At 68.3% G+C, this 15,215-nt stretch carries 12 protein-coding genes; 8 read left to right on the top strand and 4 right to left on the bottom strand.

The window, feature by feature from the left end:
* Positions 1-32: 32 nt before the first annotated feature.
* Together lpdA and QFZ53_RS13205 are read right to left on the bottom strand one after the other, a co-directional pair.
* Positions 33-1,406 (bottom strand): dihydrolipoyl dehydrogenase, encoded by a 1,374-nt coding sequence (gene lpdA, locus QFZ53_RS13210; protein WP_307297111.1) that lies wholly within the window; start codon positions 1,404-1,406, stop codon positions 33-35.
* Positions 1,403-2,881, bottom strand: a complete 1,479-nt coding sequence (locus tag QFZ53_RS13205; protein ID WP_292909006.1) for a leucyl aminopeptidase — start codon at positions 2,879-2,881, stop codon at positions 1,403-1,405. Before QFZ53_RS13205 ends, lpdA begins: the two co-directional genes overlap by 4 nt.
* 114 nt (positions 2,882-2,995) lie before the next feature.
* Here QFZ53_RS13205 and QFZ53_RS13200 point away from each other — a divergent pair, with 114 nt between their 5' ends.
* The 6 genes from QFZ53_RS13200 (at position 2,996) to QFZ53_RS13175 (ending at position 9,191) form a co-directional block, all read left to right on the top strand.
* Positions 2,996-3,937, top strand: coding sequence for a proteasome assembly chaperone family protein (locus tag QFZ53_RS13200; RefSeq protein WP_307297108.1), 942 nt, complete (start codon positions 2,996-2,998; stop codon positions 3,935-3,937).
* A 188-nt stretch (positions 3,938-4,125) separates the two neighbouring features.
* A complete protein-coding gene (locus QFZ53_RS13195) occupies positions 4,126-5,364 on the top strand; it encodes an RNA polymerase sigma factor (protein ID WP_292909010.1) in 1,239 nt (412 codons plus the stop codon).
* Positions 5,361-6,680, top strand: coding sequence for a MurT ligase domain-containing protein (locus QFZ53_RS13190; RefSeq protein ID WP_307297106.1), 1,320 nt, complete (start codon positions 5,361-5,363; stop codon positions 6,678-6,680). The genes QFZ53_RS13195 and QFZ53_RS13190 overlap by 4 nt, the downstream gene beginning before the upstream one ends.
* Positions 6,677-7,459, top strand: coding sequence for a type 1 glutamine amidotransferase (locus QFZ53_RS13185; protein WP_307297103.1), 783 nt, complete (start codon positions 6,677-6,679; stop codon positions 7,457-7,459). Before QFZ53_RS13190 ends, QFZ53_RS13185 begins: the two co-directional genes overlap by 4 nt.
* A complete protein-coding gene (locus QFZ53_RS13180; protein WP_307297102.1) occupies positions 7,459-8,157 on the top strand; it encodes an alanine racemase in 699 nt (232 codons plus the stop codon). The genes QFZ53_RS13185 and QFZ53_RS13180 overlap by 1 nt, the downstream gene beginning before the upstream one ends.
* Positions 8,154-9,191 carry an alanine racemase gene (locus QFZ53_RS13175; RefSeq protein WP_307297100.1) on the top strand — a complete coding sequence of 346 codons (1,038 nt, stop codon included), beginning with the start codon at positions 8,154-8,156 and terminating at the stop codon, positions 9,189-9,191. Before QFZ53_RS13180 ends, QFZ53_RS13175 begins: the two co-directional genes overlap by 4 nt.
* A 41-nt stretch (positions 9,192-9,232) precedes the next feature.
* On the opposite strand, the gene QFZ53_RS13170 is transcribed toward QFZ53_RS13175, so the two are convergent.
* The gene (locus QFZ53_RS13170; RefSeq protein WP_292909020.1) at positions 9,233-9,448 is read right to left on the bottom strand and encodes a DUF7455 domain-containing protein; all 216 of its coding nucleotides are present in this window, start codon (positions 9,446-9,448) and stop codon (positions 9,233-9,235) included.
* Between the two features lie 182 nt (positions 9,449-9,630).
* Between QFZ53_RS13170 and QFZ53_RS13165 the strand changes: the two genes are divergently transcribed.
* Together QFZ53_RS13165 and QFZ53_RS13160 are read left to right on the top strand one after the other, a co-directional pair.
* A complete protein-coding gene (locus QFZ53_RS13165; RefSeq protein WP_373426288.1) occupies positions 9,631-11,715 on the top strand; it encodes a DNA gyrase/topoisomerase IV subunit B in 2,085 nt (694 codons plus the stop codon).
* Between the two features lie 82 nt (positions 11,716-11,797).
* The gene (locus QFZ53_RS13160) at positions 11,798-12,703 is read left to right on the top strand and encodes an arginase family protein (RefSeq protein ID WP_307297098.1); all 906 of its coding nucleotides are present in this window, start codon (positions 11,798-11,800) and stop codon (positions 12,701-12,703) included.
* Between the two features lie 27 nt (positions 12,704-12,730).
* Here the strand turns inward: QFZ53_RS13160 and QFZ53_RS13155 are convergent, their stop codons facing one another.
* Complete coding sequence (locus QFZ53_RS13155) at positions 12,731-15,172, bottom strand: DNA gyrase/topoisomerase IV subunit A (protein ID WP_307297096.1); 2,442 nt, start codon at positions 15,170-15,172, stop codon at positions 12,731-12,733.
* Positions 15,173-15,215 lie beyond the last annotated feature (43 nt).

Here is a 15,215-nt window from a genome sequence, read left to right as displayed (position 1 = left end):
TCTAGCTTAGTGAACTGCGCACCGATTGGTGCTCAGAGGGCGTGAAGCGGCTTTCCGGCCAGCGCCAGGAAGGCCTCGCCGAGCGCTTCGCTCTGGGTGGGGTGTGCGTGGATCAGGGGCGCGATGTCCTCGGGGTGCGCCTCCCACACGACGGCCAACTGGCCCTCGGTGATGAGTTCGCCCACGCGATCGCCGAGCAGGTGGACCCCCAGCACAGGGCCGTCCTTCAGGCGGACCACCTTGACCAGGCCACCGGTGCCGATGATCTCGCTCTTGCCGTTGCCGGCGAGGTTGTACTCGTACGAGGCGACGGCATCCGCTCCATGCGCGGCGACCGCCGATTCCTCGCTGAGGCCCACCGACGCGACCTCTGGACTCGAGTATGTGACCTTCGGGATCTGCGAGTCCGGGATGTTCACCGGCGACAGGCCTGCGATGCGCTCGGCGACCGCGATGCCCTGCTGAAAGCCCCGGTGCGCGAGCTGAAGGCCGGGGACGATGTCGCCCACCGCCCAGACGCCCGGGACGCCGGTGCGGAGATCCTGATCGACCGTCACGAAACCGCGGTCGAGAGCGACGCCTGCCTCTTCGAAGCCGAGGTCGGCGGTGACCGGCCCGCGGCCGACGGCCACGAGCAGGTAATCGGCGGTGAACTCCTTACCGTCCTCCAGCGTCACGGTGACGGAGTCGTCGTCCTGCACGGCTGAGGCGAACCGGATGCCGAGGGAGTACTGGATGCCGCGACGCCGGAACGCCCGCTCGAGTCCCTTGCTTAGCGCGATGTCCTCATTGGGGACCAGGTGAGGCAGCGCCTCGATGATGGTGACCTCGGCGCCGAAGGATCGCCACACGCTCGCGAACTCGACTCCGATGACTCCGCCGCCGAGGATCAGCACGCGTTCGGGGATCACATCGAGGGCGAGCGCCTGCTCGCTGGTGAGGACCCGTCCGCCGATCTCGAGCCCCGGCAGGGTGCGACTGTACGACCCTGTGGCGAGGACGACATCGGATCCGACGTAGACGTCGTCGCCCACGCTCACCGATCGATCGGTGTTCAGGCGCCCCGTGCCGGCGACGGTGGTGATGCCGCGTGCCTTGACGAGTCCTTCGAGACCCTTGAACTTCTTGGCGACGATGCCCTCTCGATAGGCGCGCACGCCGGCGGGGTCGATGCCGTCGAGCGTCGCCGAGATGCCGACGTGCGCGGCGTCTCGGACGTGCTCTGCGACCTCGGCGGCGTGCAGGAGCGCCTTGGTCGGGATGCAGCCTCGGTGCAGGCAGGTCCCGCCGACCTTGTCCTTCTCGATGAGCGCCACGGATTTGCCGAGCTCGCTGGCGCGGAGAGCAGCGGCGTAGCCGCCGCTGCCGCCACCCAGGACGACGATGTCGAAGGTGTGTGTGGTCATGATCTTGCCTCCTGGTGGGATGCGTCTGCGAAGGCGATGATCGATCGGACCATCGCCCCCGTGGGGCCCTTCTCGATGAAGCCGTAGGGTGCGCCGTTGTGCTCGCTCGAGCCGGCGATGTCGAGGTGCACCCAGGGGATGCGGGGTGCGTCGTCGGCGTCGGACGTGCGGCCGATGAAGCGCTGCAGGAACAGGCCGGCATAGGATGCGCCGCCCATCCGGTCACCCATGTTGGCGTTCTGCAGGTCGGCGATGGGCGAGTCCATCGCATCCTCCAGATACGCCGGAAGGGGCATGTGCCAGGCCGGTTCGTCGACAGCATCCGCGGCGGCGAGGAACTCCGCCACCGTCGCGTCGTCGCCGAACACGCCGGTGTGACGGTGGCCGAGAGCGGCGACGATGGCGCCGGTCAGGGTCGCCACGTCGATGATCACATCTGGATGCTCCCGGCTGGCGGCGACCAGCCCGTCGGCGAGCACGAGACGGCCCTCCGCATCGGTGTTCGTCACCTCGACCGTGGTGCCGTCGAGCATGCGCAGGATGTCGCCGGGGCGGATCGCCCGGCCCGACGGCATGTTGTCGGTGATGCACAGCCATGCCGTCATGCGCACGGGAACGCGGAGAGCTGCGACGGCCCGGAGGGCGGCGAGGGCAGTGGCGGCGCCCGCCATGTCGAACTTCATGCCGACCATGGAGGCGGCGGGCTTCAGCGACAGACCTCCGGTGTCGAAGGTGATGCCTTTGCCGACGAGGGCGATGTGCCGCAGCGCCCCGGCGGGGGAGTAGTCGAGGCGCACCAGACGCGGCGGGCGGTCGGAGCCCTGTCCGACGCCGAGAATCCCGCCGAAGCCCTGCTCGGCGAGCGCCTTCTCGTCGAAGATCTCGACCGAGACGTCGAGTCCGTCGACGCTGTCGGCTGCGCTCTGCGCGAGCTGCGCGGGGCTCTGCCATTCCGCGGGCACGTTCACGAGGTCCTTGACGAGTGCGACGGCGGCGCCGACCGCGTTCGCCCGGGAGATCGACTCGTCGCTGACGTCGGCGTGGAGCACGACCTTGCGGGCGCGCGGCTTGGGCGGGTCGGCCTTGTAGCCGTCGAAGCGGTGACCGCCCAGCACGGCGCCTTCGGCCGCGGCATCCGCGAATCCCTCGAGGCCGGAAGCAAGAGAGAGCGAGACCGTCTCGAACCCGGTGAGGGTGCGCAGGGCCGCGCCGACGGCGTTCCGCACCGCGGCGGCGGTCGGCGATGCTCCCGCTCCGACCACGGCGAGCGGCACGGAGGTGACGTCGGGAGCGTAGACGCGGGTGAAGGCTGAGGCGGCGCCGGTGAAGCCGACGGCGGCGAGGCTCTCTGCGAGGCCGGGGTATGCGGCGAGGGATTCGATCGAGTCCGAGATGTCGGGCACGACGAGCACTGCGGCATCTGCAGCGCTTCCGGGGAACGGGTCTGTGGTGCGTGAGAGCGCGGGAAGCGTCATGACTCCATCCTAGAGAGCCGGTGCACCGGGCTCGGCCGTACCCGGCCGTGGCGTGTTCGCTGTCAGCAAGACCGGCGCCGCCCCCAAGACCGACACGGCTCGTAGCATGGAAGCATGCCCAACCCTTCAGACATCCACGAACGCGTCGCGAACGCCCCGGCGGTGCCGCACGGCCTTCCGCTCGTCGTCCTGCTGACCGGTTTCACCGATGCGGGCAGCGCGGTGTCGGGGCTCATCGACCACCTCCGTGAGAGTGCGGATCTGCAGCCCGTCGTGGTCTTCGACAACGACGCGCTGCTCGACTACCGGGCTCGCCGCCCGGTCATCTCCTTCGACCAGGATCATCTGGCCGAGTTCCGCCCGCCGCGTCTCGAACTGTCGCTGGGCACTGACGCGCTGGGACAGAAGTTCCTGCTGCTGGCCGGCTACGAACCCGACTTCCTCTGGAACGAGTTCGCACGAGTCGTCCTCGCCCTCGCCGATGAACTCGAGGTGTCCGGCATGAACTGGGTGCATTCGATCGCCATGCCCGTGCCGCACACCCGGCCCATCGGCACCACGGTCAGCGGCAATCGACGCGAGCTCACCGTGGCGCATTCGGTGTGGCGGCCGCGCACCCAGGTGCCTGCGACCGCGGGCCACCTGCTCGAGTTCCGCTTCGCAGAGCGAGGCGATCGGGTCGTGGGCTTCGTGCTGCTCGTACCGCACTACCTGGCAGAGACCGAGAATCCGGATGCCGTGATCACGGCGGCCGAGCGGCTGATGGCCGCCACGGGACTCGTGCTGATGCTCGACGAGGTGCGGGGCCGGCGCGAGGACTACCTGGCGCGCGTTGACGAGCAGGTCATCGGCAACGATGAGCTGCAGCAGATGGTGCACAATCTCGAACGCCGCTACGACGCCTACATGGCTGGACGCGATCCGGAGGACGGCTCCTACGACGAGGGCGGCTTCAACGAGCGCGACCTTCCCAGCGCCGACGAACTCGCGGCCGAACTCGAACGCTACCTCGCATCGCGCCCGTCCGGCGACGACGACAAGCAGGGCCGCGGCTGAGTGACAAGCAGGGCCGCCACTGAGTATTGCGGGGCAATCCCGAGCGAATGCACCCGCACTCCGATACGTGTGCGATACTAGGTGTCTGACCCGTTGTCAATCAGTCTTTTCGGAGGCTGGACTTGACAAGGGTCTTACTAGTGTCCGAAAGTCCCGGGGCGATGCAGCTGCCCCGTGAAAGGCGAAACGTGACTCCTGCCACGACAAACAAATCCCGGACGAAGAAGACCGCCGACGCGCCTCAGACCGACGAGCAGGTCGACGCGGTCGAGGAGAAGGCCGTGCCCAAGACGGCGGCGCAGCGTGCCGCCGCGAAGCGTGCTCCCGTGAAGAAGAAGAAGTCCGACGACATCGTCGAAGACGACGATGCACCCGCCGCGCCGGCCGAGGATGCCGACGACGACGACGAGGACGCCAAGCCCAAGTTCACCGAGCCGCTGCCGACAGGCGCGATCGTCATCTCGTCGAACGATGACGAGGACGTCCCGGTCTACTCCACGCAGATCACGGGCGCGACGGCCGACCCCGTCAAGGACTACCTGAAGCAGATCGGAAAGGTCGCGCTTCTGAACGCGGCTGAAGAGGTCGAGCTCGCGATGCGCATCGAGGCGGGTCTGTTCGCCGAAGAGAAGCTCTCGACGATGACGGCAGCCGAGAAGACCAGCCAGCTGGGTCTCGACCTGCAGTGGGTCGCCCGCGATGGTCAGCGTGCCAAGAGTCATCTGCTCGGTGCCAACCTTCGTCTCGTCGTCTCCCTCGCCAAGCGTTACACGGGCCGCGGCATGCAGTTCCTGGATCTGATCCAGGAGGGCAACCTCGGTCTCATCCGCGCGGTCGAGAAGTTCGACTACACCAAGGGCTTCAAGTTCTCGACCTACGCCACGTGGTGGATCCGCCAGGCGATCACGCGAGCCATGGCCGACCAGGCCCGCACCATCCGAATCCCGGTGCACATGGTCGAGGTCATCAACAAGCTCGCCCGCGTGCAGCGTCAGATGCTGCAGGACCTCGGCCGCGAACCCACGCCTGAAGAGCTCAGCCGTGAGCTCGACATGACGCCTGAGAAGGTCGTCGAGGTGCAGAAGTACGGTCGCGAGCCGATCTCGTTGCACACGCCTCTCGGTGAAGACGGCGACAGCGAGTTCGGTGACCTCATCGAGGACACCGAAGCGGTCGTGCCGGCTGATGCGGTGGGCTTCACGATGCTGCAGCGCCAGCTCGAGCAGCTGCTCGACTCCCTCTCCGAGCGCGAAGCCGGCGTCATCCGGATGCGCTTCGGCCTGGGCGATGGCCAGCCCAAGACGCTTGACCAGATCGGAGACACGTTCGGCGTGACGCGTGAGCGCATCCGTCAGATCGAGTCGAAGACGATGGCGAAGCTGCGCCACCCGAGCCGGTCGCAGTCGCTGCGGGACTACCTCGAATGATGTCGGGCGCACCTCAGGCGCGCTCGGCAGGTATCCGCTACGTCTTCCCCGTCCTCGCGGGAAAGCTCGCGCGGTTCGCCACGCGGATGCGCGGTGGTGGATCGGCGTTCCCCGGCTATCTGACCAACCGGCTGGCGCCCACACTGCTCCCGACGCTCGCCGGACAGTTCCGATACGGCGTGGTCTTCGTGCTGGGCTCGAACGGGAAGACCACGACGACCCACATGATCAGCGAGGTGCTGCGCGCACACGGGCTGAAAGTGTTCACGAACCCCACGGGCGCGAATCTGCCTCAGGGCGTGACAAGCGCTCTCCTCGCCGACGCCACCCTGACGGGCCGCATCAAGGCCGACGTCGCGGTGCTCGAGATCGACGAGGGCTACGCGGCTGATCTCGCCGACCGGCTCTCACCCGCGGTGATCCTGTCGTTGAACGTGCAGGTCGACCAGCTCTACCGCTTCTACGAGACCGAACGCGTCGCAGACATGATGCTCGAGGCCTCCCAGCGCGCGTCGGCACACGTCGTCGTGAATCGCGACGACCCGTATCTGAGCAAGATCGATGCGAGCGCCATGCGCGGAGAGGTATCGTTCTTCGGCGTATCGAGCGAACTCGTCGCCGCATCCGCCCACGGCCTCGCCAACGCGGCGGATACGCGCAGCGGCATCGCGGGGATCCTCGACCACGAGGCGTACGCCGAGGTGATCAGCGCCGAGGGGCGCAAGGTGGTCGTGCGTGTGGACGGCACGGATGCGCCGATCACGCTGCCCGCCCGAGGTCTGCACTACGCGGCTGACGCTGCGGCGGCATTGACGGTGGCCTCGCGGGTTCTCGGCGCCGACTTCGCTGTCGACAAGGCGGCGAACGGTTTCGCGAAGATGGCTCCGGCATACGGACGCGGTGAGGTCATCCCGCTGCGCCGCGACCCCGCCGGCGAGCAGGTCGAGTTCGTGATGTTCAAGAATGCGCCGAGTCTGCAGATGAATCTCGACGCTCTCGAAACCGCGCCCGAGCGCGCTCTGATCGCGATCGACGAGGGCACTCCCGACGTCTCCTGGCTCTACGACGTCGACTTCGACGTGCTGAAGCGCATCGACGTCGTGACCGGCGAGAAGGCGTACCAGCTCGCCCTCAGCCTCGAGCATGCCGGTGTCGAGATCGGCGTCGTCGAGCCCGACATGGAGAAGGCCGTCACGCTCATGCGCGCCCTGACGCCCTCGCCGTCAGGCACCCAGACCTGGTTCGTCAACTACGAGCTGATGATGATCGGGCGACGGCTGCTCGGTCACGGAGATCAGGAGATCGCCCGCCGATGACCGACACCGTGCGTATCGTCCAGCTCTATCCCGTCGAGCTCGGCATCACCGGAGACCGCGGCAACGTCCGCGCTCTGCAGGTGCGTCTCGAGCGAGCCGGGGTCCCCGTCGATGTGGTGCATGTGGGTATCGGCGACCCGCTTCCCGCCGACGCGGACATCCTCGTGTTCGGGAACGGCCCGCTCTCGGCCATGCGCCTGGTCGCAGACGATCTGCGGGCGCGCTCGGCGGAGCTCGAGACCTTTGTCGCCGCCGGCGGTTCGCTGTTCTCGATCGGCGCTTCTGCAGAACTGCTCAGTGAAGGCGTCGACCTGCTCGACGGCGAGAAGCTCGAAGGCCTCGGCATCTTCCCGTTCCGAGTCGCACGCACTCGCGAGCGCAACGTCGGCTACATCATCGCCGACACCGTCGACGGCCGGGTCATCGGTTTCGAGGACCACGCGTCGCGGTGGATGCTCGGAGCGGATGCCGTGCCGTACGGCGCCGTCGTGGCGGGCAAGGGAAGCTTCGCCCGCGCCGGAGGCGTCGGTGATGAAGGCGGTAGCGGCGCAGGCGAGATCGTCCGGCGCGGAGAGGCCTACGCGTCGAACGTGCAGGGTCCGGCGCTGCCGTTGAATCCGCAGTGGGCGGACGCGATCCTCTCGGCGGTGACCTCGCGTCGCGGTATCGAGTGGTCGGCCGGCGAAGCTCACGCTCATCTGAACGAGTACGCCGACGGCGCTCGTGCGGCGATCGAGCACCTCATCCACAGCAAGGACTTCCGTACGATCGGACTCTGATGCTCTCCAGCAGTGCGCTTCCTCGCGCGGTGATCTCCCGGTCGGCGCTCACCGCGTCGGCCGCCGCGGCCGTCGCGGCCGGAGGCCGCATCGCGGATCTCCGGCGTGACGCGTGGGGGCACGGCGTCCTCACGGTCGGGCAGGCCGCGCGTGTCGCCGGCATCGCGCACGTGCTGGTCGATTCGCAGAGCGAGGCCGAGGCGCTCGCTCTCGAGGGGATCGATGCAGTCGTCGACGAGGAGCCCGACATCGATTCGACGCTGCTGTACGGACTGCCCGATGCCGACGGCGTGCTCGCCAGCCGCCCGATCCTGCGTCTCGCCGGGCGCGTGCTGTCCACGAAGCGGCTGAAGCCCGGCGATGCCGTGTCGTACGGGTACACGCACCGTGCGTCCGAGCACACGGTCGTCGCACTGGTCACAGGCGGCTATGCGCAGGGGATCGTGCGGGCGCTCGGGAACAACGCGCACGTCGAGGTCGACGGCGTAGAGCGGCCCATCATCGGCCGTGTCGCCATGGACGTGTGCGTCGTCGACCTGCAGGGGCACGAGGCGGCCGTCGGCAGCGAGGTCACCTATTTCGGGGGCATCGGACCGGCCGCTCCAGCGCTGGCGCGTTGGAGCGCGGTCACCGGCCTCACCGTCGCCGAGCTCGTGGCAGTGACCGGTTCGCACGCACAGAGGGAGTGGGAAGCATGAGCCGGCCCGAGCTCCGCCTGAGCAGCGAGCAGTTCATCGCGAACATCGAGGCCGTGCGCACCCGCATCTCGCCGTCGGTCCTCATGCTGGTCATGAAGGACGATGCGTACGGGCACGGCATCACATGGGCCGTGGAGACCGCGCAGCGCGCCGGCGTCGACTGGTTCGGCAGCTACGACGTGGCAGGCGGAGTGGAGATCAGGCGCATCCTCCAGCGACCTGCGGACGTCTTCGCCTGGGCCACCTCGACGGATTCCGAGATCGACGAGGCGCTCATGCAGCGGATCGATCTCGGCGTCGGCACCGCGGAGTACCTCTCGCGGGTCATCAGCCGGGCGACGGTTCTCGGTATCCGGGCGCGCGTGCATCTGAAGATCGACACCGGTCTGCACCGCAACGGAGTGCTGTTCGAAGACTGGCCGGCGACCATCGACGCGGTCCGAGAGGCTGAAGAGGCCGGCGCGCTCGAACTCGTGGGCGTGTGGAGCCATCTCGCCGAGGCGAGCGACGCGGAGGACGACGATGCCCAGCAGGTGTTCCTCCGCGCGATCACGACGGCGGCAGAATCAGGGCCGGCGCCGCAATGGCAGCATCTGACGGCGTCCGCAGCCTCGTGGTGGCGCCCCGAACTCAGGGGGACCCTCTCGCGCATCGGCGCTTTCTGCTACGGCATCCGCTCGGCCGACGGTCCCGAGCTCGAGGGTGTTCTTCCGGTGGCCGAACTGACGGCGACCGTGATCGACGTGGTCGACGAGGGCGCGGTGATCTCGATCGGGTCCTTCGACGGTCTGCCGTCCACGCTGGCGGGGATGCCCGTGGGTACTGAGCGGGGCACGCGGATCGTCGCGTCGATCGACCTCACGACATCGCTCGTCGAAGGCGGGGGACTGGAGGTCGGCGACCGCGTCTGGATCTTCGGCACGGGAGCGCACGGCGAGGCGACTGCCACGACGCTCGCGGAGCGGATCGACACGGTCGGCGAAGAGATCCTCACCCGACTCACGGCGCGTGTACGGCGAGTGGCCTCGGAATGAGCCGACGGTTCAGGAGCCGGCTCCTGAACCTGACGACGGACTCAGGCCTCGATGAGGCGGGCAGTCTCGTCGTGCCAGCTGGTGGCGATGCTGCGGAGCTTCTCTTCGTACTTGCGGCCGTGGTGGGCGCAGAAGAGCATCTCGGTGCCATTGACCTCGGCGGCGATGTACGCCTGTGCGCCGCACGAGTCGCAGCGGTCCATGGCGGTCAGCCGGAACTCTACGGCGGAGGCCTCACGTTCGGTCGTTGCATTCATCTCGGTGCCTCCTTGAGTGTCGGGTTCGCTGTCGGGACTTGATCAATACAACCACGCGGAGCCTGGGTGCATGCCCGGATCACGGCGTGTTTCGCTCAGCGCGTACGTCCGGGGCCCCAGGTGGCTCCGTCAGGGGAGTGTCTGCGGCTCACAGCGGGGTCCGACGAATAGACTCGGAGATTGTGACAGCCGAGTATTCCGCCCATCATCTTCAGGTTCTTGAGGGGCTCGAGGCCGTCCGCAAACGCCCGGGCATGTACATCGGGTCGAACGGATCCCCGGGCCTCATGCACTGCCTCTGGGAGATCATCGACAACTCCGTCGACGAGGCGGTCGCCGGCAACGGCACGAGGATCGACATCATCCTGCACTCCGACGGCAGCGTCGAGGTGCACGATCGCGGTCGCGGCATCCCCGTCGACGTCGAACCTCGCACCGGCCTGACGGGCGTCGAGGTCGTCTTCACCAAGCTCCACGCCGGCGGCAAGTTCGGCGGCGGCTCCTACGCGGCATCCGGCGGCCTGCACGGCGTCGGCGCGTCCGTCGTGAACGCGCTGTCCGAGCGCCTCGACGTCGAAGTCGATCGTGGGGGCAAGACCTACGCCATGTCGTTCCGTCGCGGCGAACCGGGCAACTTCGACGACAAAGGCGGAGAGAAGCATCCGGATGCTCCGTTCACTCCGTTCCAGGAGAAGAGCGAGCTTCGCATCGTCGGCAAGGCGCCCCGCGGCGTAACCGGGACGCGCATCCGCTACTGGGCTGATCGTCAGATCTTCACGAAGGACGCCGCGTTCCAGCTCGGCGAACTCGAGACGCGGGCGCGGCAGACCGCGTTCCTCGTCCCGGGGCTCGAGCTCGTCGTCCGCGACCAGCGGGCCGAGGAGCAGAACGAGACCTCTTACCACTACGAGGGCGGGATCTCGGAGTTCGTCGAGTATCTCGCGTCCGACGCTCCCGTCACCGACACCTGGCGCATCCAGGGCGAGGGGACCTTCAAGGAGACCGTCCCGGTGCTCCAGGCGGACGGACACATGGTCTCGACCGAGGTCGAGCGGGTCTGCGGCGTCGACATCGCGCTGCGCTGGGGCACGGGCTACGAGACGACCACCAGATCGTTCGTGAACATCATCTCGACGCCGAAGGGCGGAACCCACCAGCAGGGCTTCGAGCAGGAGCTGCTCAAGGTGCTGCGCACGCAGGTCGAGCAGAACGCTCGCCGGCTCAAGGTCGGGGCCAATGACAAGCTCGAGAAGGACGACGTCCTGGCGGGGCTCACCGCTGTGCTCACCGTGAACGTTCCCGAACCGCAGTTCGAGGGCCAGACCAAAGAGGTGCTCGGCACCCCCGCTGTGCGTCAGATCGTCGCGCAGGTCCTGCGCAAGGATCTGGGCGAGCGCTTCAGCTCCACCAAGCGCGACGACAAGAGTCAGGCGACCCAGCTGCTCGACAAGATCGTCGCGGAGATGAAGGCACGCGTGTCGGCGCGCGCGCACAAGGAGACGCAGCGGCGCAAGAACGCCCTCGAATCCTCGACCCTGCCGACCAAGCTCGTGGACTGCCGCACGAACGAGGTCGAGCGCAGCGAGCTGTTCATCGTCGAGGGCGACTCGGCTCTGGGCACCGCGAAGAACGCGCGCAACAGCGAGTTCCAGGCGCTGCTGCCGATCCGAGGCAAGATCCTCAACGTTCAGAAGGCGTCAGTGGGGGACATGCTCTCCAACACCGAGTGCGCATCGATCATCCAGGTGATCGGCGCGGGCTCGGGGCGCAGCTTCGACATCGGCGCGGCGCGCTACGGCAAGGTGATCCTGATGAGCGACGCCGACGTCGACGGGGCGCACATCCGCACCCTGCTGCTGACGCTGTTCTTCCGCTACATGAGGCCGCTGATCGAGGAGGGGCGCGTGTTCGCCGCCGTGCCCCCGCTGCACCGTGTGATCGTGATGAACCCGGGCTCGAAGCCGAACGAGACCATCTACACGTACAGCGAGCAGGAGATGCACGCCCTGCTGACGAAGCTGAAGAAGGCCGGCAAACGCTGGCACGAGCCGATTCAGCGGTACAAGGGTCTCGGCGAGATGGATGCCGAGCAGCTGGCGTCAACCACCATGGACCGCGGAGGGCGCCTGCTGCGCAGGGTGCGCATGGAGGATGCCGAGGCCGCCGGCCGCGTCTTCGAACTGCTCATGGGCAACGAGGTCGCGCCGCGCCGGGAGTTCATCATCGAGTCGTCCGACCGGCTCTCTCGCGAGTCGATCGACGCCTGACCTCCCGGCGATCCGCGGAGCTGCGGGCGCCCGGCCTGCGTGTTCGCAGGAGCCGCACCGCGCCTCCTGCGAGGATGGGGCGATGATCGCGATCGTCTCGGCGCCGTCGAACCTGGGCCTACGCCCTCCGCAGCGGGGCGCTGTTCCCGGCACGGCCAAGGCGCCGGAGGCGCTGCGGGAGGCCGGGCTGCACGCCTCCCTCGCCCGACGTGCGTTCGATGCCGGAGTCGTGCTTCCCGGGCGCTATCTGGATGACGAGAGACGTCCAGCGGGCACGGTGCGCAATCAACCGGCGCTGATCGATCATGCCCGTCGTCTGGCGCGCCGGCTCGTCACCCTTCGTCGCGAGGGCCATGCGCCTCTCGTGCTCGGCGGTGACTGCAGCCTGGTGGTCGCTGCCGGTCTCGCCTCGAAGGTCAGCGGTGGCGGGGGCCTCGTGCACGTCGATGGGCACACCGACTTCCGCCACCCAGGCAACAGCGATTCCTACGGCGCGCTGGCCGCTGAGGACCTCGCCGTGGCGATCGGACGTCATCTTCCCGGGATCGCCGACATCGACGGGCTCGGCCCGTACTTCGATGCCGCGGCCCACGTCGGATGCCGTCGTGAGGATGAGGAGATCGCCGAAGTCTCCGACGCCATCGCCCTGATGATCCCTGCAGATCAGGTCATCCTCTACGGCGCAGCACGCGCCGCATCGCGAATCCTGTCGGTGCCGGGACTCGACTACGGGTTCTGGCTGCAGATCGACGTCGACGTGCTCGATCCTGCGCACATGCCGGCGGTCGACAGCCCTGACCCCGGCGGACTGTCGCCCGATGAGCTGGTCGATCTCCTGCGCGTGCTCGCTCCCCGGGCCTGGGGAGCCTCTGTGACGGTGTTCGACCCCGACCTCGACCCCGACGGCGCCCACGCGCGAACCGTGGCCGCCATCGTGTCCGAGGGACTCGTGCACCTCGGCGAGGAGGCCGCTGCTCCGACCGTGTGATGGCCGGCGCCCGTGAGGACGACGGGATCAGACGATCGTGCGGCCGATCGATCCGATCACGCCGTCGATGGACTGGCCCGAAGCGTCTCGGCGGGCACCCGGCTCGGGCAGCTTGCGCACGGCGCCGGTCGGGTCGACGGCGAGAGCCGGAGAAGGTCCGACCCACGCGACCGTCAGGCGGTCCTCGCCCTTCAAGAACGCGTGCGCCCTGACGCCGCCCGTGGCACGTCCCTTCGCGGGGTACTCGGCGAAGGCGGAGACCTTGGCCCGGCCGGGGTCGGTGCCGGGGAGGATGCTCTCTCCGCCCGAGACCGTGGCGACGACGGCATCCGCGTCAGGGGTCACGACGCCGAAGAACAGCACCGACGCACCCGCGCCAAGCTTGATGCCGGCCATGCCGGCGGCCGGAGCTCCCTGCGGGCGCACGGCGGATGCCGTGAACCGCAGCAGCTGCGCATCGGTCGTGACGAACACGAGTTCGGCCTCGTCGGGTGCCTCGGCGGAGCCGACGACTGTGTCGCCGGCCTTCATGCCGATGACCTCGATCTCCGGGCGTACCGGCAGCGTCGAGGGGACGATGCGCTTGACCGTGCCCTGGGCCGTGCCGATCGCGACCGGCGTCTCGCTGTCGAATCGCACGAAGTCGACGATCCGCTCGCCTCGCGCGGTGATGCCGAGATAGTCGCGCAGCGGCGTGCCGGCGGCGAGCTGCACAGAGCTGGAGGGCACCGACGGCAGGTCGACGGGGGAGAAGCGCACCACGCGCCCGGCGCTGGTCAACGCGCCGAGCTCGGCGCGCACAGTCGTCTCGACGGTCGTGAGGATCGCATCGTGCTTGCTGCGGCGGGCGGGTGCCGAGAGCTCCTGGCCCTCGGCGAGGTCGACCCGCACCGCTCGACCGGTGGTCGACAGCACGAGAACGGTCGGTGCGTCGGCGATCTGCAGGTCGGGTGCGCCCTTCGCCGCCCGCGGCCTCGGCGGAGCGGCGTTCATGAGCAGCGTGCGCCGCGGGGTGCCGTATGCGTCGGCCGCGGCGTCGAGCTCGCTCGCGACCGCCGCACGCAGCCGTGCCGGGCTGCCGAGAAGCTCTTTCAACGCGGCGATGTCGGCGAGCAGGGCGTCGCGTTCGGCCTCGAGCTCGATGCGGGAGAACTTGGTCAGACGGCGCAGGCGCAGCTCGAGGATGTACTCGGCCTGCAGCTCGCTGAGATCGAACACCGACCGGAGTCGGGCGCGGGCCTGTTCGGAGTCATCCGAGGAGCGGATGACCTGGATGACCTCGTCGATGTCGAGGATCGCGATGAGCAGACCCTCGACGAGGTGCAGGCGCTCCTCGCGGCGGGTGAGCCGGTACCGGCTGCGGCGTGTGATGACCTCGAGACGGTGCATCACGTAGACGCTGAGCATCTCCTTGAGGCCGAGCGTGCGCGGCTGCCCGTCGACGAGGGCGACGTTGTTGATGCTGAAGGAGTCCTCCAGCGGGGTCAGCCGGTATAGCTGCTCGAGCACGGCGTTCGGATCGAAGCCCGTCTTGATGCCGATGGAGACGCGCAGGCCGTGGTTGCGGTCCGTGAGGTCGGTCACATCGCTGATGCCCTGCAGCTTCTTGGACTGCACGGCGTCGCGGATCTTCTCGATCAGACGCTCGGGTCCGACCATGTAGGGAAGCTCGGACACGATGATGCCCGTGCGACGCGGTCCGATCTGCTCGACCGACACCTTGCCGCGGACCTTGAGCGCGCCGCGGCCGGTGGTGTACGCGTCCTTCACGCCGTCGAGGCCCATCAGGATGCCGCCGGAGGGGAAGTCGGGACCGGGCACGAACTCCATGAGCTCTTCGGTCGTGGCGTCCGGGTTCTCGAGCAGATGCGTGGCTGCGGCGACGACCTCGATGAGGTTGTGCGGTGCCATGTTTGTCGCCATGCCCACCGCGATGCCGCTGGCGCCGTTGACGAGCAGGTTGGGGAAGGCCGCGGGGAGGACGGCGGGCTGCTGGAACTGACCGTCGTAGTTGGGGATGAAGTCGACGACGTCCTCGTCGAGGTTCTCGGTGAGCGCCATGGCGGGCGACGCCAGCCGAGCTTCGGTGTAACGGGCGGCAGCGGGGCCGTCGTCGAGCGATCCGAAGTTGCCGTGACCGTCGACCAGCGGAACGCGCAGCGCCCAGTCCTGCGCGAGTCGGACCAGGGCGTCGTAGATCGCCGAATCGCCGTGCGGGTGCAGCTTTCCCATCACCTCGCCGACGACGCGGGCGCTCTTCACATGACCACGATCGGGGCGCAGGCCCATCTCGGCCATCTGATACAGGATGCGGCGCTGCACAGGCTTGAGACCGTCGCGCGCGTCGGGCAGGGCGCGCGAGTAGATCACCGAGTAGGCGTACTCGAGGAACGAGCCCTGCATCTCGCTCTCGAGGTCGATGTCCTGGATTCGCTCCGGGGCGAGCTCGGGCGGCGGGGTTTTCGGCATGGCCATCCTGGAAATGTTGCAGAGGCTGAAGGGCGCGGGGAGC

This window comes from Microbacterium natoriense, from assembly GCF_030816295.1.
Lineage (GTDB): Bacteria > Actinomycetota > Actinomycetes > Actinomycetales > Microbacteriaceae > Microbacterium > Microbacterium natoriense_A.
Note: the sequence above shows the minus strand (reverse complement) of the source record. Positions and strands in the feature narration are given on the sequence as shown.